This is a genomic window from Ruegeria sp. BG6 (assembly GCF_056538465.1).
Genome location: NZ_JBQFTB010000001.1, coordinates 685,516 through 710,469, shown reverse-complemented (window position 1 = coordinate 710,469; position 24,954 = coordinate 685,516). Strand labels below are relative to the sequence as shown.

Sequence of the window (24,954 nt, the reverse complement as noted above, 5' to 3'; positions counted from 1 at the left end):
GCTTTTAACTTTGTAAAGCAGCATTAGGTGCGGCGTTTGGCTGACTGGCCCTGAAATGCGCGGCAAGTTGATCAAAAACCGGTCCCCGAACTTCGGGTGATTCCATCATGACCTCATGTTCGCCCTCGGGAACTTCAATCAGCTTGCCTTTGGGCCAGTTGGCCATTCGGGCCCGGATGGCATCACGATCCACGATCCGTTCGTTTCCGCCCAGATACGTCAGGCATGGTACATCCGGCGCAGGCTGTTTCATCAGCCAATCACATTCCGTCAGCGCCTCGCGCAGCCAGATTGTCGACGGCGCCCCAAGCGCCATTTCCGGATGCGCAGCCAGTTGATCCTGCATCATCCGGTACATATCCGGATCGCGGGTCAGCATATTGTCTTCGAAGGGCTGAATGGTGACATAGCTGTCCAATGTCGTGGTCGGAGGTGTTTTCTCGCCCAGTCCGAATTTTGGCCCCCAATAGGCCGTCATCCAGCTGATCGGCCGCATGATTGTGGAAAAGTAAATGCCCCACATTGGGCCGGTGAAGGCACAGGCCGCAAAGCAGTTCTGCTCGATAATCGCCCGCAACGCTATGGCACCGCCCATTGAATGGCCGATCACGTACCAGGGCTTTGGCAGGTTCAGTTCTGTTGCCATGTCCAGAACGGCGCGGACGTCCTTCTGGTAATCCGGAAATTTCGCGACATGTCCGATCCGGGGGTCGTCCAGAAGGCGATCCGCCAGTCCCTGACCGCGCCAGTCTATCGCCAGGAAGGCAAAGTGCCGTTTTGTGAACTCTCCGGCCGCGTTTCCGTATTTTTCGATATATTCCGTGCGTCCCGGAAACATCAGCACAGTACCGTTTGCACTGTCTTCAGGCACCCAATGCGCGACACGGATGCGTTTGGTATCCGAAGTTTCCAGCCAATGGGCCTTGCCACCGGCAGGAGCGCCGGCCACAGCTTCAAACAAAGGGGCCGGCGAAAAATCCATCAGGCCAGCACCGAGGCAAGTTTCATGGCAATCCCCATGTCTCCGTCAACGCTCAGCTTGCCGGACATGAACGCGCCGGTCGGGTTCAGGTCACCGCTGAGGATCTGCTCGAATGTATCAGCATCCGCGCTCAGGGTCACGTCGGCGTCTTCGTCGCTGACACGCGCGCCGTCTGCATCCAGAACGATCGAACCCAGATCTGCGATGGCGAATTTCGCCGAAGCATCAAAAGCCCCGCCCGCCAGTTTTTCATTCAGCGCGGCTGCGGCCTTTTCAAGAATCTCGCTCATGATCTTCCTCATATTGTTTATGCGCCGAGAATGGACATCCCCGGTCGCAACGCTACACTGAACAATGTTATGAGCATTGCAAACCACAATCTCAAAGGTATCGTCGCGGCACTTGCAACACTGATGGTGTTTTCTACCATTGGCGCGGCCCAGCAAGCCGACTCCAAGGACGAATCCGTGCTGTTGGAGCAACTGGCACAGTCCACGCCCCGGCAGGCGATCAGCATTGACCGCCAGTTGCAGTCGCTCTGGTCGCAATCCGGGTCGGCCTCGGCGGATCTGTTGCTGGAGCGCGGGCGCGAGGCGCTGGAGGACGGAGACGTCAAGGCGGCGATTGAACACCTGACAGCTTTAACCGACCATGCACCGCAGTTCGCCGAAGGCTGGCACGCCCGAGCATCGGCATTTTTCGGTATCGAGCGCTTTGGTATGGCGGCGGCTGATCTGGAACATGCACTTTCCTTGAACCCCAACCAATACGAAGCCATCTATGGCCTGGGTCTGATCTTCGAAATGCTGGATCAGCCGGAAAAAGCGTACGAGGCCTATTCCCGCGCTTTGTCTATACATCCCCATCACGAAGAAGTAACCAATGCCGTGAATCGGCTAAAGCCTCAGATCGAAGGCAAGGCGCTGTAAGGTCCGGGGCAGGGGGCAAAGGTGAGCGGGTCTTCCCGAATCGTGGCCGTTCTTGGCCCGACAAACACAGGTAAAACCCATTACGCGATCGAGCGGATGCTGGGTCACAGGACTGGTGTGATCGGTCTTCCGCTGCGTCTGCTGGCGCGCGAGGTCTATGACAAGATCGTAGCCGTCCGTGGACCCTCCGTCGTGGCCCTTGTCACGGGCGAGGAACGGATCGTGCCACCGCGTGCGCAATATTGGGTCTGCACGGTCGAGGCGATTCCAGAAGGCATGGGCGCGGATTTTGTGGCCATTGATGAGATCCAGCTCTGCGCCGATCCCGAGCGTGGCCATGTTTTCACGGACCGCCTGCTGCGCGCACGCGGGACAAGTGAGACGCTGTTTCTAGGGTCAGATACGATGCGCGGTCCGATCGCGGCGCTGGTGCCCGAAGCACAGTTCACCCGCCGCGAGCGGCTGTCGCAGCTTGTCTACTCCGGCTCGAAAAAGATCAGCCGCATGACACCGCGCAGTGCCATTGTCGGGTTTTCGGTCGACAGCGTCTATGCGATCGCCGAGCTTCTGCGCCGTCAAAAGGGTGGTGCAGCGGTAGTTATGGGGGCGCTCAGCCCGCGTACACGCAACGCACAGGTCGAGCTATACCAGAATGGCGAGGTTGACTATCTGGTCGCCACCGATGCCATCGGAATGGGTCTGAACCTGGATGTGAACCATGTGGCGTTTTCGTCCCTGACCAAATTCGACGGTCGCAGGATGCGACCCTTGGCGCCCAATGAACTGGCCCAGATCGCTGGCCGGGCAGGGCGCGGCATGTCCGACGGCACGTTCGGCGTAACGGGTGAGGCCCCGCCTTTAGATGATGGTGTGGCGCAGGCGATCATGGACAGCCGTTTCACGCCGATGAAAAAGCTGAACTGGCGGAATGCCGCCTTGCGGTTCGGCTCGGTCGAGGCGCTGATCGACTCGCTGGAGGTCAGCCCAAACGACGAACACCTGATTAAGGCGCGGCCCGCCGACGACCTGAACGTGCTGAAATCTCTCTCGCAAGTGACGGAGGTCTCGGCACGCGCCAGCGACGGTCCGTCGATCCGTTTGCTGTGGGATGTCTGCCGAATTCCAGACTTTCGTGGCATCAGTCATGCCGAGCACGCAAGTCTGCTTGAGGTGATCTACAACCACCTGCACGAGCGTGGAACGATCCCGGATGACTTTCTGGCGCGGCAAATCCGCCGGATCGACCGAACCGACGGAGATATTGATGCGCTGTCCAAAAGGTTGGCATATATTCGCACATGGACATATGTTGCGCAACGAAACGGTTGGGTACGTGACGAATCCCATTGGCGCGAGGAAACGCGCACTGTAGAAGACAGGCTGTCGGACGCTCTTCACGAACGTTTGACTCAAAGATTTGTGGACCGGCGCACATCCGTTTTGTTGCGCCGGCTCAAACAGAAGGAGGCCCTTTTGGCCGAAGTAAATGACAAGGGTGAAGTGACCGTCGAAGGCGAATTCGTCGGTCGTCTGGAAGGGTTCCGGTTTATCCCGGACAAAAGCGCGCAAGGAACCGAGGCGAAAGCTCTGAAATCGGCGTCCCTGCAAGCTCTCGCGCCGCAATTCCATCTGCGAGCCGACCGCTTCTACAACGCGCCCGATACTGAAATTGATTACACAGATCAGGGCGGCCTGATGTGGGGCGAATACGCCGTTGGCAAACTGGTTGCCGGGGCGGAGCCTCTCAAGCCGGTCGTCGAGGTTTTTGTGGATGAGGCTGCGGGACCGGATGTGGAGCAGAAGGTTCAGCGTCGTTTGCAGCACTTCATCGACCGCAAGGTCGCGGCGCTGTTTGAACCGCTGCTTAACCTGTCGCGCGACGAAGAACTGTCAGGTCTGGCCAAGGGGTTTGCCTTCCGCATGGTCGAAGCCTTGGGTGTGCTGCCCCGTGCCGGCGTCGCGCAAGAGGTTAAGGATCTGGATCAGGACGCCCGTGGCGCGCTGCGCAAGCACGGCATTCGGTTTGGACAGTTCACAATCTTCATGCCGCTTCTGCTGAAACCCGCACCGACGCGTCTGCGACTGGTGTTGTGGGCCCTGTCCAGCGGATTGCAGGAGTTTCCTGAAGCGCCTCCTCCGGGTCTGGTCACCGTGCCTGTCGCCAAGGGCGCGCCCGAGGGGTACGACACAATGTGCGGATACAGGGATGCCGGCGAGCGTTCGATCCGTATCGACATGCTGGAGCGTCTGGCCGACATGCTGCGTGCAGAAGACAGCCGGGGAGGGTTCGAAGCCAAACCCGACATGCTCTCGATTACCGGTATGACGCTTGAACAGTTCGCTGACCTGATGCAGGGGCTGGGCTACAAGGCCGTGCGTGGCGAACGTGAGAAGGTCAAACCGGCGGCTGTCGAAACAGAACTGCCTTCGACAGTTGCAGCCGAGCAACCTGTCGCCGAAGAAGTGTCCGCACCCCAAGAGGCAATCGAAGAAGTTGCAGCACCCGCCGAGGCGCCGGCCGAGGCCGCGACAAGCACTGAGGCGGCAGTCGAGGCACCTGCTTCGGATGAGCCGGAGGTCGAAGTATTCTACACCTTTACCTGGGGTCGTCAGCGGCAGCCGAACCGTGGTCCGCGCCGCGAGCAGGGTCAGGGCAAGGGCAAGCCGCGTGGCAAACCGCAGGAAGGCCGTGGAAAACCACACGGCAAGAAAGGCGGCAAGCCGCAAGGCTCCAAGACTTTCTCCTCCCGTCCTCCGAAAAAGGAAAAGGCGATCGATCCTGACAACCCGTTTGCAGCTGCGCTGATGGGTTTGAAGGACGGCAACTGACCCGAGATGGCCGAGGCCCGGCTGCGGATTGACAAATGGCTGTGGCAGGCGCGGTTCTTCAAGACCCGCAGCCTGGCCGCCAAACAGGTCAGCGGCGGTCACGTGCGGGTAAACGGAAATCGCGTGGTGAAACCGGCGCATTCGGTCGGCCCCGGCGACGTTCTGACGTTCACTCAGGGGCGTATCGTGCGCGTCGTACGTGTCGAAAAACTGGGCGAACGGCGTGGACCGGCACCCGAGGCGCAAACGCTGTACTCGGACCTGACCGAAAAGCAGAACGCACCACCGCGTAATCCGGGTTTTGAAGGAAAAGGTCGTCCAACCAAGAAAGATCGGCGCGCACTTGATCTTTCTCGACCTCCGGAATGCTGATCCTCACTTGAAGAGCAAGCCATACTGAATTAGCTAGACGCCCAAACCGCAAACGGGAACGCCGCCATGACCTATGTTGTCACCGAGAACTGCATCGCCTGCAAATACACCGACTGTGTCGAAGTGTGCCCGGTGGACTGTTTCTACGAGGGCGAGAACACACTGGTCATCCACCCAGATGAATGCATCGACTGCGGCGTGTGCGAACCGGAATGCCCCGCCGACGCCATTCGCCCCGATACCGAGCCGGGTATGGAAGAATGGGTCGAGTTCAACCGCAAATACTCCGAGCAGTGGCCGGTGATCGTGACCAAGAAAGATCCCCTGCCAGACGCTGAAGAACGTGATGGGGAAGAAGGCAAGATGGAGAAGTACTTCTCCGAAGCGCCGGGTGAGGGCGGTTAAACGATTCGTCCTGGAATCTGGTGGGAAACTGTAAAGATAGAGGGATATCCTTCTGATTCCCAAGCAGCTTTTCGAAATTTCCCCGGCGTAAGCTTTCAGATGCCACTTTTTTGTGGTATACTACGTCCCTACATGATGATCGGGATTGGGGTGCGCTCCGTAAGTATGCTTGCTTTGGAGTTCTGAGTTTTCAACACAACCGCCGCCAGACGGGGCTTAGATGTGCCCTGTGGTGGTGTTTTTGTTGTCTGTACCCCGGTCCGCAACGAAGGAAAAAAGTGAATGTCAAAATCGAAAAAGCTTGAGTTCCGCCCTAACGATTACGTTGTCTACCCTGCGCACGGCGTGGGTCAGATCATCTCGATCGAAGAGCAGGACGTTGCGGGGTTTTCGCTCGAGCTGTTCGTGATCTCATTCGAGAAAGATAAGATGACCCTGCGGGTTCCGACCAACAAGGTCACCGAATCCGGTCTGCGCTCGCTGAGTTCGCCGGACGTGATCAGTCAGGCGATGAAGACGCTTAAGGGTAAAGCCAAGGTCAAACGCGCCATGTGGTCACGCCGGGCGCAGGAATACGAACAAAAGATCAACTCGGGCGATCTGATTTCGATCGCCGAAGTGGTTCGTGACCTGCACCGTACCGATGACCAGCGCGAGCAGAGCTATTCCGAGCGGCAGCTTTACGAAGCCGCGCTCGAGCGTCTGACCCGCGAAGTCGCCGCAGTATCCGGGCATGGAGAGATTTCGGCTGCCAAGCAAGTCGACGAGGTTCTGATGTCGCGTGCCGCCTGATCTCAATCGGCTACCAGGTTTCGGGCCGTCCCTCATCGGGGGCGGCCTTTTTTTATTCTGCTGCTTGGTCCCCGGTGGGTTTGAGAGTAATTTTGCCCTGAACAAAGGGGGATAGGCAGTGAAGGTAAAGCAAGCGATAAAGTTCCTCTATATCGGAAAAGACCCGATATCGGTGCGGTTCAGGTATACCTTGATCCTGTTTGATGCTGCTACGATCATCTTCTTTGTTGCCACCGCACATGGCGGTCATGGGCCCGGCATCACTCTGGTCAGTATGATTGTGGGCCTGATCATCCTTATGGATTTTTCGGCGCGGCTCTGGATTTCGAAGGATCGCAAAAGACTGCTGCGCAAGATTTACACGCTGGCCGATATCGTCGTGATCCTGTCATTGATCCTGGATCCGTTCCTCACCGGCAGCCTAGCCTTCCTTCGAATATTGCGCGCGCTACGTCTGATCCATTCCTATCATCTGTTGCGCGACCTGCGACGCGACAGCCCCTTTTTTCGAACGCATGAAGACGCAGTGATTGCTGCGATCAACCTGCTGGTTTTTGTGTTTGTGACCTCGACGGCAGTTCTGGTCTACTTCATCCCGGAAACCAGCCAGACGCCATACATTGACGCACTGTATTTCACAATGGCGACGCTTACGACGACAGGATTTGGTGACATCACGCTGGCGACACCGTGGGGCAAGCTGTTCTCGGTTTTCATCATGGTGGTCGGTGTCGCACTTTTCGTGCGGCTGGCGCAGGCGATATTCATGCCCCAGAAAGTCAGGCATAAATGCCGAAACTGTGGACTTTACCGGCACGACCCGGATGCCGTGCATTGCAAACATTGCGGTGAGGTGTTGCGGATTGAAACCGGCGGTGTCGCCTAAATCCGTGCGATCAACGCAACAAGGATCGTGACCTCGGCCAATTGCTGCGCCGCGCCTAGAATATCCCCGGTCTGACCGCCGATTTTTGCTTTTGCGACGATTGCCAACAGGCCGACGATCAGCGCCGCGCAAAGTGCCGGGAAAAAGGCAGAGCCACCGATCAGCGCCACAGAGACTGCACAAGCAACAATCAGGCCTGCAATTGCACTCATCAAACGGGGGCGACCTACAGAGTGACTTAGTCCGGATGAACGGGCATTTGGTAAGATGGCCATCAAAACGGGCATCATCGCACGAGACATCACACATGCGGTCAGGATGGCGCTGATCCCTCCGGCCGTCAGCAGGGATGCGACAGCAAACACCCGGATCAATTGTGAAAACAAAAGTGCCAGAACACCATAGGTGCCGATATGGCTGTCTTTCATGATCTCAAGCCGCCGGTCCCGGGTGAACCCACCCCAAAGCCCGTCAGCGGTGTCTGCCAGCCCGTCTTCGTGCATTGCGCCGGTTGCTGCAATCAGAACTCCCACCAGCAACCCGGCAGAGACAAGGGCCGGCACGTTCAGGGAGATGGCAATCCATCCCACCAGACAGGCAATTATTCCGACGGCCAGCCCTGCAATCGGGAAAGCCCACGCAGCCTGAGCCTGACGCGCGAATACATGATCCGGCAGCCGGGGAACGGGCAGGCGGGTCAGAAGCACCAAAGCCAGGGGTATATCCCAGCCGGAAATGAGTTTGGTGTCGTTTTTGAGCACTCCCGCGCCTTTCGGGGTCTTGTTGGTCTGGATGCTTCGGTTAAACACACAGGACCACTCTGATGCAACGAGGCTTTCGATGCTGCCCGAACTTACCGACCTGAAAACTTTCCGGAATGCGCTGAGCTCTGCACCCGGCCCGGACGAAACTGCAACAACTGGCGCGTCCGAGCGCAACGGCCAACTGACCAAGCCTCCGGGCGCGCTGGGTCGGCTCGAGGATCTGGCGATCTGGTATGCGGGATGGCGTGGGGATGCCCGGCCGCAGATTTCCGCGCCTCAAGTGATCGTTTTTGCCGGAAACCACGGTGTTACGGCGCAAGGCGTATCAGCATTTCCACCTGAAGTGACCGTTCAGATGGTGATGAATTTTCAGCATGGCGGTGCGGCGATCAACCAGCTGGCTAAATCGGCTGGTGCGACGATGAACGTACACGCGCTGGATCTGGACACGCCAACTGCGGATTTCACAAAAGCGCCGGCAATGGATGAGCAAGAGCTTCTGTCAGCGTTGCGTACAGGCTGGCAGGCGGTCGATCCAACGGCGGATCTGTTGGTGGTTGGCGAGATGGGGATTGGCAACACAACTCCGGCGGCCGCAATTGCCTGCGCCCTGTTTGGAGGCGAGGCGGCCGAATGGACCGGGCGTGGCACCGGCGTTGATGATGCGGGTCTGGCCAACAAAACCCGGGTGGTCGCTGAAGGTGTCGCCCTGCATGGTCAGGCTGGCGACGGGCTGGATATCCTGCGCTGCCTGGGTGGGCGCGAGATTGCCGCCATGGCCGGTGCCATCGCGGCGGCACGTGTGTTGCGGATTCCGGTTATTCTGGACGGTTTCATTTGCTCTGCGGCTGCTGCGTGTCTGGCGGACGTGACCGAAGGGGCGCTGGACCATACAATTGCAGGCCACCAGAGCGCCGAGGGCGCGCATGGCGCGGTCCTGGCGCGGCTTGGCAAAGAACCCTTGTTGAACCTGGGCCTGCGGCTTGGTGAGGGGTCGGGTGGTGCGCTGGCTATCAACATCCTGAAAAGCGCCGTCGCCTGTCATTCGGGCATGGCAACGTTTGCCGAGGCCGGTGTCTCGGACGGCTAAACGCTGTATCTGACCCGGGTAGGGGCCTGGGTCAGGCAGACTTCTTGGCGTTTTCTTCAGCCATCTCCAAAAGCGCAGTTTCCAGCTCCTTCTGAAGCTCGCGCGACCTTTCGATGTATTTCTTGTTCTCGGCCGTCGGCATGCCCGGTATCCACAATTCGGCCAGCTCGCGCACCGACATCCGGTCATGATGATAGAATGTCTGTTCCGCCTGTGCCGCTTCATAGTCGCTGAGGCCGATGTTCTCCAGAACGTAGCGGCCAGCACGAAGTGAGCTGTCAAAGGTTTCACGGACGATATCGTTCGCACCGGCCTGATACAGCTCATAAACGTGGTTGCGGTCATAGGCACGGGCGATGATGTGCAGGTCAGGGCGTTGTCGCCTTGCGTAGCCAACCAGCCGCGTGACCTGCTTGTGATCGTCCATGGCCGCGACAAGAACGGATGCCTTTTCGATCCCTGCCGCGCGCAGCAGCTCGGGGCGGGTCGGGTCGCCCAGAAACCCTTTGACGCCGAACCTGCGCATCAACTGCACCGTGTCGATGTCGTGGTCCAGAACGACCGTCTTGAAACCACTTGCCCGAACCAGCCGGTTTACGATTTGGCCAAAGCGGCCTATGCCTGCGATGATAACCGGGCCTTTTTCGTCAATCTCGTCCGGTTCCGGCTGCGGGCGCACATCGCCAATGCGGCGCGAGAGTTGATCGTAGATGATGAACAGCAGCGGCGTAATCAGCATCGTCAGGGCGATGATCATCAGCAGTTTCTGGGAAAGATCGGTGGGGATGACATTCTGCTGCGTGGAAAAGGCCAGCAGGACAAAACCGAATTCACCAGCCTGGGCCAGACCCAGAGTGAACAGCCAGTGATCGCGCCCGCGAAGCTTGAAGGCACGTCCGACGATATACAGGATAATCCCTTTGACCAGGATCACCAGCAGCGCCAGCCCGATCAGGTCAAATGGATCGTTGAAGAAATAGCCCACGTTGATCCCGGCACCGACTGTGATGAAGAACAGCCCCAGAAACAGACCTTTGAACGGCTCCAGATCGCTTTCCATCTCGTGTCTGAATTCCGAACTGGCCAGAACCACGCCGGCCAGAAATGCGCCCAAAGCGGGCGACAGGCCAACCAGCGTCATCAGGAATGAGATTCCCACAACGATCATAAGGGCCAGTGCGGTGTACATTTCCCGCAGGCGGGTGGCGTGAATGAATCTGAACAGGGGACGGGTCAGGTAGACACCCGCCAGAATGACGAAAGCAACGGCGCCGAGCGTGACCAGCGTGACCGCCCAGCCCGGCAAGCCCTCGACCAGGGACAGGCTGTGATGGGCCGCGCCATGCGCATCGACATTGCCTCGGTCGATAGAGCCGTCGCCTTCAAGGTGCGGAACGCGCGGAAGGGCCAGCAACGGCAGCATCGCAAGGATCGGAATGACCGCAATATCCTGTGTCAGCAGAACCGAGAATGTGGCCCGCCCGCCATTGGTCTGCATCAGCCCCTTTTCCGACAAGGTCTGCAATACGATAGCCGTCGACGACAGCGAAAGGGTCAGACCAACCGCCAATGCCACGGTCCACGGGTGGTTTGCGTATATCGAAACACTGGCGATCACCGCCGTCGACATTGCGACCTGAAGACCGCCCAGCCCCAGTAGTTTGTCGCGCATATCCCAAAGGGCGCGCGGTTCAAGCTCGAGCCCGATCAGAAACAGCATCATGACGACGCCGAACTCGGCTACATGCTGCAGGCTTTCGGTTTCAGCACCGACCAGCCCCAGAATGGGCCCGATCACGATACCGGCCGCCAGATACCCCAGTACAGAACCCAACCCCAGACGCGCTGATAACGGCACCGCAATAACTGCCGCCGCCAGATAGATCGTTGCCTGGTAAAGGAAATCGTCCATGTTTGTCCTCGTGTCCCGGTCAGGTCGGAAGGGGTGCGTCGCGCTTGAGTTGATCCATTACAATCTGGCTTTGCACCCTCGCAACGGCAGGATGCGGCAGTATCACCTGATGAAGCAAGCGGTTGAGCGCGGAAAGGTCATCACAGAATATGTGCAACAGATAATCTGCCTCTCCTGTCATCGTCCAGGCGCTTGTAATCTCGGGCCGCGCATCGATCATGCGGGCAAAGCTGGCAGATTGCTCGGGGCCGTGCGTGCCCAGATGAACCTGCACGAAACCCTGCACGTGCAGTCCCAGTTTCAACGGGTCCAGACGTGCGGCGTAGCCGGTGATGTATCCTTCCGCCTCCAACCTTTGTCGGCGGCGCCCTGCCTGACTGGCTGACAGGTTGAGCATTTCACCCAGCTGATGTGCCGTCAGGTGCGCGTTCTTTTGCAGCGCAGACAGCAGGCGTGTGTCCATGGCATCCAACATATGCGGATTCGCCCCGTTTTTCTTGTCTTTGGTGCGTAAATCGCGCACACACAGCTAGTTTACACGAAAATTATGCGCAGAAACAGCGTCAATTAAGACGTATTTTAGAATCAGCAAAGAAATTCCTGTTTTTTAGGAGACCCGCCATGGGACCTTTTCCGCACAACGCACCGAAATCCGTAATCAGCAAAGAAAACCCGGCAGGGACCGACGGCTTCGAGTTTGTCGAATTCGCGCATCCAGAACCGCAGGAGTTGCGCGACCTGTTTTCCAAGATGGGATTTGAAAGGGTCGGGCACCACAAGAACAAGCCCGGCGTCGAACTGTGGCAGCAGGGCGATGTCACGTATATCCTGAACTCGGACCCCGACAGCTTTGCCGCCAAGTTTGTCGCCGAACATGGACCGTGCGCGCCAGCAATGGGGTGGCGCGTGGTTGATGCCCAAAAGGCCTATGAGCACGCCGTTGCAAAAGGTGCCGAGCCTTACGACGCCGACGACAAAACACTGAACGTGCCGGCCATCAAGGGGATTGGCGGCTCGCTGATTTACTTCGTCGATCAGTATTATGACACGTCGCCCTACAACGAGGAGTTCGAGTGGACGCAGCAATCCAAACCCCGCGGTGACGGGTTCTATTACCTCGATCACCTGACGCACAATGTCTACAAGGGGAATATGGACAAGTGGTTCCGGTTCTACGAAAGCCTGTTCAATTTCCGCGAGATCCGCTTCTTTGACATCCAGGGCAAGTTTACGGGTCTTTACAGCCGCGCGCTGACTTCGCCTTGTGGCCGCATCCGCATTCCGATCAACGAGGACAGAGGCGAGACCGGCCAGATCGTTTCGTACCTGAAGAAATACAAGGGTGAGGGCATTCAACACATCGCAGTGGGAAGTGAGGACATCTACGATTCAACCGACGCGATTGCGAAAAAGGGGCTGAAGTTCATGCCGGGTCCGAACGAGACCTACTACAACATGTCCACGGACCGGGTCGCGGGGCATTCCGAACCCCTGGACCGGATGATGAAGCACGGCATCTTGATTGATGGCGAAGGTGTCGTCGACGGAGGTGAGACACGGATCCTGCTGCAGATCTTCTCGAAGACTGTCATCGGACCGATCTTTTTCGAGTTCATCCAGCGCAAGGGTGACGACGGATTCGGCGAAGGAAACTTCCAGGCGCTGTTCGAATCCATTGAGCGCGAACAGATAGAAAGTGGCGAGATTTCAGCTGCTTGACGCGACTAAATAAAGCGCGCGCTGGCGTGTCAGCGCGCGTGTTTTTTTCCCGTTCGATTTTGGCTGTTAACTGCGGGGCATTTTCAAAGTCACGTTGCGTCCCTTCTTTTGGTACTGCAACTGACTGTCCCCGATCGCGATTACACGGCCACCATCCAGCCGATCGCCGACCTTAAGCTTTTTGTAGCGGCCGCTGGGCAGCCGGATCAGGGCGCGGCGGTTCGCTGGCGAACCGTAGACTCCGATCAGGTTGAGCTTTCGCAGGTTGATGGCATTGTCCAGAGTGGCCTGACGGGCGACAGAAGCCCGGCTCGGAATTTTGGGCGCAACGGATTTTGCCGCAAACGATCCGACATCGTCACTGCTTTGATCGATGGCGGCCGTTGATCCCAGATTGGCTGACGTGGTGGTTGCCTTCGGCGCGGAAGCCGCAGCCAGACCTGCCGGGCGGGATTTGGGGCGCGGAACCCGAACGACCGCCAACGCGGTCGGGGTTTCATCAATCTGAGGTTGCTCCTGCAGGGATTTTGGCCGCAATTTCGGCCGCAGCCCGGACAACTCGTCCCGAGTCCGACCACCCAGCTGCTGGCGCTCGAACCCTTCGACCAGATCAACTGGCCTGATTTTCGGACGCAGCCCAGCCAGCCTGTCATTGCCCTCTTCGACGATGGGTTCCTGTTCGAAGCGAACCGGGACTGCGGGCGGAACCGAAGACGGTCGTCCGAGGAAAACCATGACCCCATCCGGATTCAGTGTACCGTCGGCCGTGGGGGTAACCAAACCCCGCTCATCAAGTACAAACCGTGTTCCCGCGCCGCTGGGTGCAGCGGGCTGTTCGAATGGCTGATCAGTGTCAAACTTTTCAGCCGCAGGCAGCGCCACCGCGTCATGCGAAAGGTTCGATGGATCAAGCGATGACAGATACAGGTCGTCGGATTGCACCGCGGGGGGTGGGATCAGCGCTTCGGGCGCGGTCAGGACGACGCCTGTCTGGGATTGCAGTTCCTGTTGCGCCTGAGGATCACGGGCCACCTGCTCGACGGGTGTTGGGATGACGTCCAACGCCTCGAGAATAGCAAGATCCGTCGCGGTCGGCTCGGATTTTTCCTCAACCACAGGCGGAGAGATGGGGAATTCAGAGCGCTCTGTGTCCGGTTCTGACGTTTCTTCCACCGGGGGTGGAGTGACAGCGACTTCGGCAATATCACTTTCCTGTTCCGCGGCTTCTTCAACCAGTACTTGCTCTGGCACACTTGGGGACGCCGTTTCGTCCGGAACACTCTGCGCCAGAACGGGTTCTGGGCTGATTTCGTCTTCGGATCCGGTCAGGAACCAAAGACCGATGGCGATTGCAAGAACGCCTGCGACCAATGCCAGAGCTTTGTAGAGTTTGGCTTCACCTAAATCTGCCGCGCCAGTGCCAATCTCTGCGCCTGGCGCGGTCTGCGCCCGAAATGCAATCGGGGCATCGGTCGCCGCTATAGCATGGACCGAAGTGTTCGATTCCGCTTCTTCTTCCGGCTCTTGCGCCGTATCGGCCGGTTCGGGTGCAGCGGGCAGTTCTGTGGTGTCCCGAGGTAAGAATATGGGCTCGGTCGGAAAAGGGTTTGGGCCAGTTTCTGCACTGAACACGATAGGAATGAACCCGTGTTGGGTTGCGAACTCCCGGGCCTCGTCCAAAGTTTGCGTTGCCACTGCCGCGACGTGGGTTTGCTGTCCGTCTGTCGCTGTATCATATGCCAGTTCGTCCAGTGCATACGGGGTGGCCCCGGTCAGTGCATCGCGTACTTTCTGCCCAGTATCGTCCGCGTCCGGTTCTTCGGTTTCGACTGTCAGAAACCGGATTTGGTCTTCCGGAATCACGACCTTGCAGCTCAGGTCGTTTTCCAGCGCAAAACCCGCGTCGCGCAACGCCTGCATGCGATCCGGGAAATCCGGCGCATCCAGCGGAACCGTGCCAATGCAGAACCAGTCGTCATCCGAATGGTGATGCAGGGAAATTCCGTCGGCAGAAAATGATAACGCAAAAGCGGGTTTCATAACTCCGAAGAACCATAATTGTCATCGTCAATGCAAACGACATTGCGTTCGCAGCACGACAGTAAAGCAGGATATCGCCGAGGGAAAGAAAAAGCCAAGTCACCTCTTGTACGAGAGCGCCCGGTCACCCCATCTTAAGACAGCAAGAATTGGAGGGATCACCTTGAAGACATTTGCTTTTCTGGCCGCCATGCTGGCAATGACGGCGGCAAGCGCGGCCCATGCGGAAGAACGTCGCATCACCGTCAGCGCGGCAGGGACCGTTCAGGCCACACCCGACATGGCGACCATTACATTGGGTGTCACAAACCAGGATACGCAGGCTTCGGTGGCGATGCAGGCAACATCCGACGCGGTTTCCAGAATTCTGTCGCGACTGGACGAAAAAGGGATCGAGGCACGCGATGTGCAAACCCGCGATCTGTCCCTTTCGCCGGTCTGGTCCAACCGAAACAACGTGCCGGGGCAGAACCCGGAAATCACAGGTTTTTCTGCGTCGAACCGGGTTTTTGTTCGGGTGCGTGACCTGACCAAGCTGGGTGAGATCATGGATGCGGTCATTCAGGACGGTGCCAATGACTTTGGCGGCCTGAGTTTCGATGTTCAGGATCCCAAGCCGCTTGAAGCAAAAGCCCGAGCGCAAGCTGTCGCCGAGGCAACCGCCAGGGCCGAGCAACTGGCGCAGGCCGCGGGCGTGACACTTGGTCCAGTTAAGTCAATTGACGAACAGGGCGGTGGTGTGCAGCCCATGCCACATATGCGCCAGATGAGCATGGCCGAAGCGGGCAACGTTCCGGTTGCCGGCGGCGAGGTTTCAATCTCGATCAATGTGTTGATAGAATTCGAAATTTCCGAATAAAGTCAGACCTCTGCGCGGGCTTGCAGCGGTTGTCGTTGCTTGCCCGCAGCGTCGAAATTCTCGGGCAGCAGCCAGGCTTCAAAGGCTTTTCGGATGCGTGGCCATTCGCTGTCGATTATCGAATACCATGCCGTGTCACGATTGCGCCCCTTATAGTGGGTCGCTTGCCGGAACACGCCTTCAAAAGTGAACCCAAGGCGTTCGGCCGCGCGTCGTGACGGTGCATTCAACGCATCGCATTTCCATTCGTAGCGGCGATAGCCAAGCTCGTCGAAAACGCGGCGCATCATCAGGTACATAACCTCGGTCGATTGCGGCCTGCGCTGCAAAAGGGGCGAGAAGTGGATGTGCCCGACCTCAATCGATCCGGCAGCGGGCGTGATTCTTAGGTACGAGGCCATGCCGACCGGGACGTCATTGGCATCCAGAACCGAGTGAAACATAGGATCGGCATCGGAACAATTGTTCTGGGCCCATTCCACAAAGGCGGCTTCGGACTCAAAGGGTCCGTAGGGCAGGTAGGTCCAGTTGTGGCCGTCCGCGTCGTTTGCAAACGCCCGGTACAAACCGGGCGCGTGCCTGTTGATATCTAGCGGTACAACGGAACAGAACCTTCCTTGCATCGGTGTGTAAGGCGGTGTCGGACGCGGGAAGTCACTCGAGACGGGCCAGCCAATTGGCTGGCCAAGGTCGTTCGTTTCGCTACCGGTTGCCATGGATCAGGCGCTTGCCTTGCTGAGCGCCTGGTCAAGATCGGCAATCAGGTCGTCGGCATCCTCGATCCCGATCGACAGACGTACCACGTTCGGGCTGGCACCGGCGGCTTCCTGTTGTTCGGGCGTCAGCTGCCGGTGTGTGGTCGAGGCTGAATGAATGATAAGCGAGCGTGCGTCACCCAGATTGGCCACATGGCTGAATATCTCCAGCGCATTGACCAGTTTGATGCACGCGTCATAGCCGCCCTTGACCGCGAAGGTGAACAGGGCACCGGCCCCGCGTGGATAGCACTTCTGGACCCGATCGTAATAGGGCGACGACGGCAGGCCGGCATAGGTGACATATTCCACGCGGTCATCTGCTTCGAGCCACGCGGCGATTTTCTGGGCGTTCTCTACGTGGCGCTCCATTCTCAGGCTCAGGGTTTCGATCCCCATCAGCGTGTAATGCGCAGCCTGCGGGTTCATCGTCATGCCCAGATCACGCAGCCCGATGGCAATTCCGTGGAAAGTGTAGGCCAACGGGCCAAAGGTCTCATGAAATTTCAACCCGTGATAGGCGGATTCCGGTTCGCTGAGCGACGGGAACTTGTCATTTGCGGACCAGTCGAACTTGCCTGAATCCACGATGCAACCGCCGGTGACAGTGCCGTTGCCGGTCAGGTACTTCGTGGTCGAATGCACCACCAGCGTGGCACCATGTTCAATCGGGCGGCAAAGATAGGGCGTGGCCGACGTGTTGTCGACAATCAGCGGGATGCCAGCGGCGTCCGCCACATCCGCAAGCGCGCGGATATCGGTAACGTAGCCGCCCGGATTGGCGATGGATTCGCAGAACACCGCCCGTGTGTTTTCGTCGATGGCATCCTTGACGGCGTCCAGATCGTCGGTGTCGACGAACTTGGCGGACCAACCGAAGCGTTTGATGGTCTGGCTGAACTGCGTGACAGTGCCGCCATAAAGGCGGGTTGATGCAACCACATTGCAACCCGGTCCCATCAGCGGAAACAGCGCCATGATCTGCGCGGCGTGACCCGAGGAACAACAAACCGCACCCACACCTCCTTCAAGGGTCGCGACACGCTCTTGCAAAACAGCCACGGTAGGGTTGGTCAGCCGGGAATAGATGTAGCCGACCTCTTGCAGATTAAACAGCGCGGCGGCGTGGTCCGCGTCGCGGAATACATAAGCGGTTGTCTGGTAGATCGGCGTCTGGCGCGCTCCGGTCGCCGGGTCGGGCCGGGCACCGGCATGAATTTGCAGCGTGTCGAAACCATAAGTGGGTCCATCAGACATCTGGAACATCTCCTGTTGGTATTTGTGTTGCAGAATCTCTAGGGCATTGGTCGCGTGCGCACAACGATCCAGTCAGCGCATCCACAGTCCTTTGCTCTTGATCTGGTTGCGGATGACCTGCTCGCGCTGGGGCAGGTTCTCGCGGTCGAACATATTGCGGATCTTCTCGCCCTTGCGTTGGATCACCAGCTTTTTCAGCGGGTCGTAGTTCTTCAGAACCTTCTTGATCCGGTTCGGCGCGGTCACTGTTTCCAGAACTTCGATGACATGATCCGGCTCGCGCGCGTAAAGCAGCGGGAACAGCCGGTAGTGACAACTTACGGTGCCATCCAGCAATCCGTCCGGCAGGGCGTCGCGCCCGCCGCCAAGCGCGTGGATCACCAGCGGCAACGCGGCCTGATCCAGCCAGGGGTCAAGGTTCTGGCCAACAAGCTCTGGGATATCCTCGTCGCGGATGGCGAGCGCGTATTCCAGAAACCGTTTTCCGAAAGCGTGTGGGCAGGAATAGAAAAAATACCCTGCATTGAAGTACAGATAGCGCCGCCAGTGATCCAGCGGTTGGTCTGTGTCGATCGAGCTTTCGAAGTCCAGCCCGAACCGTTGATAGAGCGCGCGCCAGATGCCGTCGAAACCGGGGCCATACAGCGTGGGTTTTGGCCATGTTCCTTCGACCTTCAATGATGCGCCGGGGCGGTCGAAATCGAACGGAACTGTGTTCAGATCGCCCGTGATTAGGGTGTCGCTGTCAAAGAACACAAATGGCTCACCCTCGGGCATGGCCAGCAATGCTTCGATCTTGTTGCCAAAAGGATAGCTTTCGCCGAAGGCATGGTTGTCAAAGGGCAGAATCTCGGCGTCCAGTTGTCGCAGAACTTTGAGAACATCCTCGTTCTGAATGCTGGGGTTTTGTTGCCAGCGTGGGCCGGGTTGGGGAACCGCAACAAACAGTCGGCCTGTGAATCCCGGTGAACAATGTCGAAGCGCGGCGGCAAACAGCACAGCCTCGTATTGCAGGCGGTTGTTCTGTCCGATGATGACAATATTGAACTTGGGGGCCTTGGCCTGCATCGATAAACTCACGGATTTTCGCCGTTGTCCGGCGCTGCTCTGGTTCTGGTGACACACTGTAAGCGGCAGACGGCGCCAAAACCAGATGCGAGATTGGAAAACCGTTGCGGCGCGCCCAATTCTGAACGCGACGCAGGAACTCAAAAAGGCCTGGACATGTTTGTCATCAATGGCGGCAGGTAGGAAGCAGACGAGTCATTTGGCGCCTGGGACTGGCAGCGCTGTCCGTCGAATACCCGCTGTCCCACCGCTGCAGGTGATTATTGGACCGTGCATGGAGATTAACTCGAAGATTTTCTCGAATAGTTAAATTTGACCAAAAGCAAATAAAAACAGAAAATTAAACGGTGAAGTTGAGGTCGCTCCCTCAGCTTTTTCGACTTTTTGGTGATTTTATAAATTTTACCAATTGATAAAAAATTTGTTTGTGGCAAGCTGAGGTCACAATAAACATATCTACAGGGAGTAGAGTGATGGCACAGGGCCAGATGGTCCCCGGTATTGTCGCCGGGCGGCTTTCCAGCGATGAGCTGACCTCGAATTTCACGGATCTGCACCCGCCGCTGGCCGCGCATGAGGCGGCTGTGGCGGCTGATCGGTGCTATTTCTGCTATGACGCGCCATGCGTTACCGCTTGTCCCACGGACATCGATATTCCGTTGTTCATGCGCCAGATTCAGGCCGGTCAGCCGGAAGCGGCAGGCCAAACCATTCTGGAACAGAACATTCTGGGTGGCATGTGCGCCCGGGTCTGTCCGACCGAAACATTGTGCGAAGAGGCCTGCGTACGCGAAACCGCCGAAGGGTCGCCGGTTGAGATTGGTCGACTGCAGCGTTATGCAACGGACAGCGTCATGGCGACCGGGGTGCATCCATTCGAAAGGGCGCCATCGACCGGCAAGACAATCGCCGTGGTTGGCGCTGGCCCTGCGGGACTGGCTTGTGCCCATCGTCTGGCCATGCATGGCCACGACGTGGTGATCCACGACGCCAGGCCCAAGCCGGGCGGGCTGAACGAATATGGTATCGCGGCCTACAAATCGACCAACAACTTTGCTCAGGCCGAGGTGGACTGGCTGCTGAAAATCGGCGGTATCGTGATCGAGACCGGTTCCGCGCTGGGTGACACCATCTCGCTGGACGGGCTGCGCCAAAATTACGACGCGGTTTTCCTGTCTATCGGTCTGGCCGGGGTGAACGCACTTCGCGCACAAGGGCATGATCTGGACGGAGTGCGCAATGCGGTCGACTTCATCTCGGACGTGCGGCAGGCAGATGACCTTGCGCATTTGCCGGTAGGGCGCAACGTCGTGGTGATCGGTGGCGGCATGACTGCCGTGGATGCGGCAGTGAAATCCCGCCTTCTTGGTGCCGAACATGTGACCATCGCATATCGCCGCGGCCGCGACGCGATGGGAGCCAGCCGGTATGAACAGGATCTGGCGGCCTCTCATGGTGTTCGAATTCTGTGCAACGTTCAGCCTGTGGCCATTCATGGAAATGGCTCCACCGCCGAGATCGAGCTTGAATATACCGAATCCCGGGAAGGCAAGCTGAGCGGAACCGGCGAAACCATTCGTGTTCCGGCGGATCAAGTCCTCAAGGCCATTGGTCAGACACTGGAAGGGGCACCTGAAGGTTTGGATCTGGACGGCAACAAGATCGTCGTTACGGGCGCGGGCCGCACATCCATCGAAGGTGTCTGGGCCGGGGGCGACTGTGCAACCGGTGGCGAAGACCTGACCGTGACTGCGGTGGCCGAGGGCAGGGATGCCGCGATGGACATCCATGCAACGCTTGTTTCGTGATATAGTGAGGCATTGATCTTTCAATCGCATTGCTGAGGTGTTGCCATGTCCCGGATCGAAGAAGCCGTTGCCCGCCACTATACGACAGGTGAACTGACAGAACGCGTTCGCGATGCGCTACGGCAGAGCGGTATCGACCCGGACGCGGCCACGGTTGCCGACCTGAAAGCGGGCGACGAATTCCACACAGGTGGAGTTGCTGCGACGGATCATCTGTTCGCGCAGCTTTCGCCGACCCACGCAACTCGGGTGCTGGATATCGGTTGCGGTATCGGTGGAACGTCGCGCTACATTGCGGACCGCTACACCTCGACCGTTACGGGCATCGATCTGACTCCTGAGTTCGTCGAGACGGCAACCGCCCTCAGTGCAATTGTCGGTCTTGAAGGCAAGGTGCGTTTTCTGACCGGAAGCGCTTTGGACATGCCGGTGCCGAACGCCAGCTTTGACCTTGCCGTTATGCTGCATGTCGGTATGAACATTCAGGACAAACAACGCCTGTTCGCCGAAGTGGCCAGAGTTCTGGCAAAAGGCGGCACCTTTGCGCTGTTTGACGTGATGGGCGGTGCGATGGATGAACCGATGGTCTTTCCATTGCCCTGGTCGACGACGCCCGACACCTCGTTCGTGGACATGCCTGGTGCGTACAGGGACGCGGCCTCGGCTGTTGGATTTGAACTGATCACGGAAAACGATCGCTCGGAATTCGCGAAAGCGTTCTTTGAAGAGGTCTTTGCCCGCACGGCCGAAAGCGGCCCCGCACCGCTGGGGATCCATCTGATGATGGGTGATACTGCCCCTGAGAAGTTCAAAAACTATGTCGCAAACCTTGACGCCGGGCGCATCCGCCCGACCGAGATGATTTTCAAGAAAACCGGTTAACCCGGTAAGGAGAACCCATGGCCAATCTGACAACTGACTTTCTGGGAATTTCCAGCCCCAACCCTTACTGGCTGGCATCCGCGCCGCCGACGGACAAGGAATACAACGTACGACGCGCATTCGAGGCTGGATGGGGCGGTGTCGTGTGGAAAACGCTTGGTGCCGAAGGGCCGCCGGTCGTGAATGTGAATGGTCCGCGCTACGGGGCCATTTACGGCGCGGATCGTCGCCTGCTGGGCCTGAACAACATCGAACTGATCACCGACCGCCCGCTTGAAGTAAACCTCGAGGAGATGGCGCGGGTCAAAGCAGACTATCCTGACCGGGCGCTGATCGCCTCGATCATGGTGCCGTGCGAGGAAGAGGCATGGAAAGCCATCCTGCCGCGCGTCGCAGAAACCGGAGCGGACGGGATCGAGCTGAACTTCGGTTGTCCACACGGGATGAGCGAGCGGGGAATGGGGTCGGCCGTCGGACAGGTTCCGGAATATATCGAGATGGTTACCCGGTGGTGCAAAAAATACTATGACCGCCCGGTCATCGTGAAGCTGACACCGAATATCACCGATGTCCGCAAACCCGCTGCTGCGGCAAAGAACGGTGGTGCGGATGCCGTATCGCTGATCAACACGATCAACTCGATCACCAGCGTCAATCTGGACACGTTCAGCCCCGAACCCTCGATTGACGGTAAGGGCAGCCACGGTGGTTATTGCGGGCCGGCGGTCAAGCCGATTGCCTTGTCGATGGTGTCCGAGATTGCGCGCGCAGAGGCAACCCATGGGCTGCCGATTTCAGGCATCGGTGGCGTGACCACCTGGCGCGATGCTGCGGAATTCATGGCGCTGGGGTGCGGCACTGTTCAGGTCTGCACGGCGGCGATGACCTATGGGTTCAAGATCATCGATGAACTGACGGCCGGTCTGTCCAAATGGATGGATGAAAAGGGCTATTCCGACGTGTCCGAAATCGTTGGTCTGGCGGTGCCGAATGTCACGGACTGGCAATACCTGAACCTGAACTACGTCGCCAAAGCCAAGATCGATCAGGACCAGTGCATCAAGTGCGGCAGATGCTATGCCGCCTGCGAGGACACCAGCCATCAGGCGATTTCGATGTCCGCCGATCGCGTTTTTGAAGTGATGGATGATGAATGTGTGGCCTGTAACCTGTGCGTCGATGTCTGTCCGGTCGAAGGATGTATCTCGATGGAGCCGATGGCAGCAGGGGAGATCGACCCACGCACACAAAAGGTCGTTGAGCCCGGTTATGCGAACTGGACCACGCATCCGAACAACCCAATGGCTAAAGCGGCTGAATAATCCAGTATCTTTTGGACGAAAACCTGATCCGAGAAAACGCATCGAGTTTCTTCGGATCAGAAAATCGGTCGGCCCCCATTGTGACAGGTAAAGGTTCATTGGTTGGCGGTGCGGATAAGATGATACCCGCACCGCCTAATTTCTCCTACAAACCACGCACGGTCAGCTTGTCGTTCAATTCAGAGATCTGCCTTCGGTCTGGTTGCAAGAACAAAACCATTCATCCAATCGGTTAACTTCTTCTCAAGGGGTTAACAGTTTGCGGTACAAGGTTTCCATAAAGGGCGCTGCGCCTTCGAACGGGTCCTCCTCACCAAGAATTGCCCGGACCTGCACTTCAAAATCGGCGTAGTGCTGGGTCAGGGACCAGATGGAAAATATCAGATGATAGGGGTGAAGACGGGCAATTTTGCCCTGATCCATCCAGGTAGTCAAAACAGCAGTTTTTTGGTCGACCAGAGACTTCAGGTCATTGGACAGATTATCCCGGATACGAGGCGCGCCCTGAACCAGTTCATTGGCAAACAGGCGGCTTTCACGGGGTAACTCCTGGCTCATCTGGAGCTTGCGGTTGATGTAAGACAGGATCTCTTCCAGCGGATCGCCGTTTTCGTCCAGATCGTGAAGCGGGGCCAGCCACACGTCCAGAAGCCCGGACAGAAGGGCGGTGTGAATCGCCTCCTTCGAAGGGAAGTAATACAGAAGGTTCGGTTTGCTCAATCCGGCTTCGGCTGCGATTTGGTCCACCGTCGCACCGCGGAATCCATGGGCTGAAAAAACGTTCAGCGCCGCCTCGAGAATCGCTGCGCGGTTCTTTTTCTGAATTCGGGTAGGCGCACGGTCTTTTGGCATTGATCCCAGTTACCCCAATTTTTGTCCGACGGGTGCTGATTATGCTTAAATTTCCGTCGACGCGATGCAATTTCTTGACTGATGTCGAACCCGTGATAGCGTGAGTTTGACCAGATGGTCAAATCAAGACACCAAAAGCGAGCCAAATCGCAAGCAACAGGGGAAAACAGATGGCAGCTCCGGCGCAGAATCTCAGAATTAATGGAGACAGGCTGTGGGATAGTCTGATGGAGATGGCAAAGATCGGTCCCGGCGTTGCGGGCGGCAATAACCGCCAGACATTGACGGACGAAGATGCCGAAGGGCGCGCGCTGTTCCAGAAATGGTGTGAGGAAGCCGGTTGCACCATGGGACTGGATCAGATGGGCAATATGTTCGCCCATCGCGAAGGCTCTGATCCTGATGCTCTGCCAGTCTATGTTGGGTCGCACCTGGATACGCAGCCGACCGGCGGGAAATACGACGGTGTGCTGGGTGTGCTGGGCGGGTTGGAGATCATCCGGACACTCAATGACCTGGGGATCAAGACGAAGCACCCGATCGTAGCGACCAACTGGACCAACGAGGAAGGCACCAGATATGCGCCGGCCATGTTGTCCTCGGGCGTGTTTGCCGGAATGCACACGCAGGACTGGGCCTATGACCGGGAAGACGCGGAAGGCAAGAAGTTTGGCGATGAGCTGAATCGCATTGGCTGGCGAGGAGACGAGGAAGTCGGTGCGCGAAAAATGCACGCCTTTTTTGAACTGCATATCGAACAGGGCCCCATCCTGGAGGCCGAGGAAAAGGACATCGGCGTTGTCACGCATGGCCAGGGCCTGAGCTGGACCCAGATCACGGTTACCGGCAAAGACGCCCATACCGGCTCGACCCCGATGCCGATGCGCAAGAATGCGGGTCTGGCCATGGCGCGCATCCTTGAGAAAGTGGACGAAATTGCGTGGTCCCACGCGCCCCACGCGGTTGGGGCGGCAGGGCATATCGACGTCTACCCCAATTCCCGGAATGTTATCCCGGGCAAGGTGGTGTTCACGGTCGATTTCCGCTCGCCCGAACTGGACGTGATCACCGATATGGAAAACCGGTTGCGTGTTGCTGCCGAGGATATCGTGGATGAAATGGGGCTTCAGATCGAATTTGAGAAAGTCGGCGGTTTTGACCCGGTGAAGTTCGATGAGACCTGCGTTGCAGCGGTTCGAAGCGCGGCTGATCGTTTGGGGTATTCTCATACTGATATCATTTCCGGCGCCGGGCACGACGCTTGCTGGATCAATCGCGTTGCCCCGACGGCGATGGTGATGTGTCCGTGTGTAGATGGCCTGAGCCACAACGAGGCCGAAGAGATCAGCAAGGAATGGGCTTCTGCCGGGGCGGATGTTCTGTTTCACGCGGTCGTCGAAACTGCGGAGATTGTGGAGTAGGGGGCTCTGC

The 24,954-nt window shown here is 58.0% G+C and carries 23 protein-coding genes; 13 read left to right on the top strand and 10 right to left on the bottom strand.

The features are described from left to right. Positions 1–4: 4 nt before the first annotated feature. Both ACR0JW_RS03525 and ACR0JW_RS03520 read right to left on the bottom strand, forming a co-directional pair. Positions 5–982, bottom strand: coding sequence for an alpha/beta hydrolase (locus ACR0JW_RS03525; RefSeq protein WP_170676645.1), 978 nt, complete (start codon positions 980–982; stop codon positions 5–7). Next, the gene (locus tag ACR0JW_RS03520; protein ID WP_170616121.1) at positions 982–1,272 is read right to left on the bottom strand and encodes an SCP2 sterol-binding domain-containing protein; all 291 of its coding nucleotides are present in this window, start codon (positions 1,270–1,272) and stop codon (positions 982–984) included. The genes ACR0JW_RS03525 and ACR0JW_RS03520 overlap by 1 nt, the downstream gene beginning before the upstream one ends. Positions 1,273–1,341: 69 nt before the next feature. Between ACR0JW_RS03520 and ACR0JW_RS03515 the strand changes: the two genes are divergently transcribed. The 6 genes from ACR0JW_RS03515 to ACR0JW_RS03490 all read left to right on the top strand — a co-directional run bounded on the left by ACR0JW_RS03515 (position 1,342) and on the right by ACR0JW_RS03490 (position 7,195). After that, positions 1,342–1,911, top strand: coding sequence for a tetratricopeptide repeat protein (locus tag ACR0JW_RS03515; RefSeq protein WP_480440189.1), 570 nt, complete (start codon positions 1,342–1,344; stop codon positions 1,909–1,911). 21 nt (positions 1,912–1,932) lie between these two features. Next, positions 1,933–4,740 carry a DEAD/DEAH box helicase gene (locus ACR0JW_RS03510; RefSeq protein WP_170676646.1) on the top strand — a complete coding sequence of 936 codons (2,808 nt, stop codon included), beginning with the start codon at positions 1,933–1,935 and terminating at the stop codon, positions 4,738–4,740. Between the two features lie 6 nt (positions 4,741–4,746). Beyond that, entirely contained in the window at positions 4,747–5,112 is a 366-nt protein-coding gene (locus ACR0JW_RS03505) for an RNA-binding S4 domain-containing protein (protein WP_170676648.1), read from the top strand. Positions 5,113–5,178: 66 nt separating this feature from the next. After that, entirely contained in the window at positions 5,179–5,517 is a 339-nt protein-coding gene (fdxA, locus tag ACR0JW_RS03500) for a ferredoxin FdxA (protein WP_170616129.1), read from the top strand. 282 nt (positions 5,518–5,799) lie between these two features. Then, entirely contained in the window at positions 5,800–6,309 is a 510-nt protein-coding gene (locus ACR0JW_RS03495; protein WP_170616131.1) for a CarD family transcriptional regulator, read from the top strand. Between the two features lie 118 nt (positions 6,310–6,427). Continuing rightward, positions 6,428–7,195, top strand: coding sequence for a potassium channel family protein (locus ACR0JW_RS03490; RefSeq protein WP_170676650.1), 768 nt, complete (start codon positions 6,428–6,430; stop codon positions 7,193–7,195). Here the strand turns inward: ACR0JW_RS03490 and cobS are convergent. Beyond that, a complete protein-coding gene (cobS, locus tag ACR0JW_RS03485) occupies positions 7,192–7,956 on the bottom strand; it encodes an adenosylcobinamide-GDP ribazoletransferase (protein WP_170676652.1) in 765 nt (254 codons plus the stop codon). The two genes, ACR0JW_RS03490 and cobS, sit on opposite strands and share 4 nt — an antisense overlap. Positions 7,957–8,035: 79 nt before the next feature. Between cobS and cobT the strand changes: the two genes are divergently transcribed. After that, positions 8,036–9,049: a nicotinate-nucleotide--dimethylbenzimidazole phosphoribosyltransferase gene (gene cobT / locus ACR0JW_RS03480; protein ID WP_170676654.1), complete on the top strand. Its 1,014-nt coding sequence runs from the start codon at positions 8,036–8,038 to the stop codon at positions 9,047–9,049. 31 nt (positions 9,050–9,080) lie between these two features. Here cobT and ACR0JW_RS03475 read toward each other — a convergent pair whose 3' ends face one another. Together ACR0JW_RS03475 and ACR0JW_RS03470 are read right to left on the bottom strand one after the other, a co-directional pair. Continuing rightward, on the bottom strand, positions 9,081–10,961 hold the full coding sequence (locus tag ACR0JW_RS03475) for a monovalent cation:proton antiporter-2 (CPA2) family protein (RefSeq protein WP_170676656.1): 1,881 nt from the start codon (positions 10,959–10,961) through the stop codon (positions 9,081–9,083). Positions 10,962–10,980: 19 nt separating this feature from the next. Next, positions 10,981–11,436, bottom strand: coding sequence for an Lrp/AsnC family transcriptional regulator (locus ACR0JW_RS03470; protein ID WP_170616139.1), 456 nt, complete (start codon positions 11,434–11,436; stop codon positions 10,981–10,983). 146 nt (positions 11,437–11,582) lie between these two features. On the opposite strand from ACR0JW_RS03470, the gene hppD reads away from it, so the two are divergent. Further along, the gene (gene hppD / locus ACR0JW_RS03465) at positions 11,583–12,680 is read left to right on the top strand and encodes a 4-hydroxyphenylpyruvate dioxygenase (RefSeq protein WP_170824584.1); all 1,098 of its coding nucleotides are present in this window, start codon (positions 11,583–11,585) and stop codon (positions 12,678–12,680) included. 66 nt (positions 12,681–12,746) lie between these two features. Here the strand turns inward: hppD and ACR0JW_RS03460 are convergent, their stop codons facing one another. Then, positions 12,747–14,720 (bottom strand): hypothetical protein, encoded by a 1,974-nt coding sequence (locus ACR0JW_RS03460; protein ID WP_480713581.1) that lies wholly within the window; start codon positions 14,718–14,720, stop codon positions 12,747–12,749. Between the two features lie 163 nt (positions 14,721–14,883). Here ACR0JW_RS03460 and ACR0JW_RS03455 point away from each other — a divergent pair, with 163 nt between their 5' ends. Continuing rightward, the gene (locus tag ACR0JW_RS03455; protein WP_170824583.1) at positions 14,884–15,579 is read left to right on the top strand and encodes an SIMPL domain-containing protein; all 696 of its coding nucleotides are present in this window, start codon (positions 14,884–14,886) and stop codon (positions 15,577–15,579) included. 2 nt (positions 15,580–15,581) lie between these two features. Here ACR0JW_RS03455 and ACR0JW_RS03450 read toward each other — a convergent pair whose 3' ends face one another. The 3 genes from ACR0JW_RS03450 to ACR0JW_RS03440 all read right to left on the bottom strand — a co-directional run bounded on the left by ACR0JW_RS03450 (position 15,582) and on the right by ACR0JW_RS03440 (position 18,659). Next, a complete protein-coding gene (locus ACR0JW_RS03450) occupies positions 15,582–16,295 on the bottom strand; it encodes a GNAT family N-acetyltransferase (RefSeq protein ID WP_170824582.1) in 714 nt (237 codons plus the stop codon). Between the two features lie 3 nt (positions 16,296–16,298). After that, entirely contained in the window at positions 16,299–17,591 is a 1,293-nt protein-coding gene (locus ACR0JW_RS03445) for an O-acetylhomoserine aminocarboxypropyltransferase/cysteine synthase family protein (RefSeq protein WP_170676667.1), read from the bottom strand. A gap of 72 nt (positions 17,592–17,663) precedes the next feature. After that, positions 17,664–18,659, bottom strand: a complete 996-nt coding sequence (locus ACR0JW_RS03440) for a hypothetical protein (protein WP_170677689.1) — start codon at positions 18,657–18,659, stop codon at positions 17,664–17,666. Between the two features lie 473 nt (positions 18,660–19,132). Between ACR0JW_RS03440 and ACR0JW_RS03435 the strand changes: the two genes are divergently transcribed. From ACR0JW_RS03435 to preA, 3 genes are read left to right on the top strand one after another with little or no spacing between them, the layout of a single operon-like run. After that, a complete protein-coding gene (locus ACR0JW_RS03435) occupies positions 19,133–20,467 on the top strand; it encodes an NAD(P)-dependent oxidoreductase (protein WP_170676669.1) in 1,335 nt (444 codons plus the stop codon). A 45-nt stretch (positions 20,468–20,512) separates the two neighbouring features. Continuing rightward, positions 20,513–21,349, top strand: a complete 837-nt coding sequence (locus ACR0JW_RS03430) for a methyltransferase domain-containing protein (protein WP_170676671.1) — start codon at positions 20,513–20,515, stop codon at positions 21,347–21,349. Between the two features lie 17 nt (positions 21,350–21,366). After that, positions 21,367–22,671: an NAD-dependent dihydropyrimidine dehydrogenase subunit PreA gene (gene preA / locus ACR0JW_RS03425; RefSeq protein WP_170616156.1), complete on the top strand. Its 1,305-nt coding sequence runs from the start codon at positions 21,367–21,369 to the stop codon at positions 22,669–22,671. A 243-nt stretch (positions 22,672–22,914) separates the two neighbouring features. Here preA and ACR0JW_RS03420 read toward each other — a convergent pair whose 3' ends face one another. Further along, a complete protein-coding gene (locus ACR0JW_RS03420) occupies positions 22,915–23,523 on the bottom strand; it encodes a TetR family transcriptional regulator C-terminal domain-containing protein (protein ID WP_170616158.1) in 609 nt (202 codons plus the stop codon). Between the two features lie 170 nt (positions 23,524–23,693). Between ACR0JW_RS03420 and ACR0JW_RS03415 the strand changes: the two genes are divergently transcribed. Continuing rightward, entirely contained in the window at positions 23,694–24,944 is a 1,251-nt protein-coding gene (locus ACR0JW_RS03415; protein WP_170676673.1) for a Zn-dependent hydrolase, read from the top strand. Positions 24,945–24,954 lie beyond the last annotated feature (10 nt).

Bases quoted from the DNA above. Each gene is read 5' to 3' on its own strand.
- ACR0JW_RS03505 (WP_170676648.1), top strand. From the start codon at position 4,747: ATGGCCGAGGCCCGGCTGCGGATTGACAAATGGCTGTGGCAGGCGCGG.
- ACR0JW_RS03430 (WP_170676671.1), top strand. From the start codon at position 20,513: ATGTCCCGGATCGAAGAAGCCGTTGCCCGCCACTATACGACAGGTGAA.
- ACR0JW_RS03495 (WP_170616131.1), top strand. From the start codon at position 5,800: ATGTCAAAATCGAAAAAGCTTGAGTTCCGCCCTAACGATTACGTTGTC.
- hppD (WP_170824584.1), top strand. From the start codon at position 11,583: ATGGGACCTTTTCCGCACAACGCACCGAAATCCGTAATCAGCAAAGAA.
- preA (WP_170616156.1), top strand. From the start codon at position 21,367: ATGGCCAATCTGACAACTGACTTTCTGGGAATTTCCAGCCCCAACCCT.
- ACR0JW_RS03515 (WP_480440189.1), top strand. From the start codon at position 1,342: ATGAGCATTGCAAACCACAATCTCAAAGGTATCGTCGCGGCACTTGCA.
- ACR0JW_RS03450 (WP_170824582.1), bottom strand. From the start codon at position 16,295: ATGGCAACCGGTAGCGAAACGAACGACCTTGGCCAGCCAATTGGCTGG.
- cobT (WP_170676654.1), top strand. From the start codon at position 8,036: ATGCTGCCCGAACTTACCGACCTGAAAACTTTCCGGAATGCGCTGAGC.
- ACR0JW_RS03520 (WP_170616121.1), bottom strand. From the start codon at position 1,272: ATGAGCGAGATTCTTGAAAAGGCCGCAGCCGCGCTGAATGAAAAACTG.
- ACR0JW_RS03445 (WP_170676667.1), bottom strand. From the start codon at position 17,591: ATGTCTGATGGACCCACTTATGGTTTCGACACGCTGCAAATTCATGCC.
- ACR0JW_RS03460 (WP_480713581.1), bottom strand. From the start codon at position 14,720: ATGAAACCCGCTTTTGCGTTATCATTTTCTGCCGACGGAATTTCCCTG.
- ACR0JW_RS03420 (WP_170616158.1), bottom strand. From the start codon at position 23,523: ATGCCAAAAGACCGTGCGCCTACCCGAATTCAGAAAAAGAACCGCGCA.
- ACR0JW_RS03415 (WP_170676673.1), top strand. From the start codon at position 23,694: ATGGCAGCTCCGGCGCAGAATCTCAGAATTAATGGAGACAGGCTGTGG.
- ACR0JW_RS03525 (WP_170676645.1), bottom strand. From the start codon at position 982: ATGGATTTTTCGCCGGCCCCTTTGTTTGAAGCTGTGGCCGGCGCTCCT.
- fdxA (WP_170616129.1), top strand. From the start codon at position 5,179: ATGACCTATGTTGTCACCGAGAACTGCATCGCCTGCAAATACACCGAC.
- ACR0JW_RS03435 (WP_170676669.1), top strand. From the start codon at position 19,133: ATGGCACAGGGCCAGATGGTCCCCGGTATTGTCGCCGGGCGGCTTTCC.
- ACR0JW_RS03440 (WP_170677689.1), bottom strand. From the start codon at position 18,659: ATGCAGGCCAAGGCCCCCAAGTTCAATATTGTCATCATCGGACAGAAC.
- ACR0JW_RS03475 (WP_170676656.1), bottom strand. From the start codon at position 10,961: ATGGACGATTTCCTTTACCAGGCAACGATCTATCTGGCGGCGGCAGTT.
- ACR0JW_RS03470 (WP_170616139.1), bottom strand. From the start codon at position 11,436: ATGTTGGATGCCATGGACACACGCCTGCTGTCTGCGCTGCAAAAGAAC.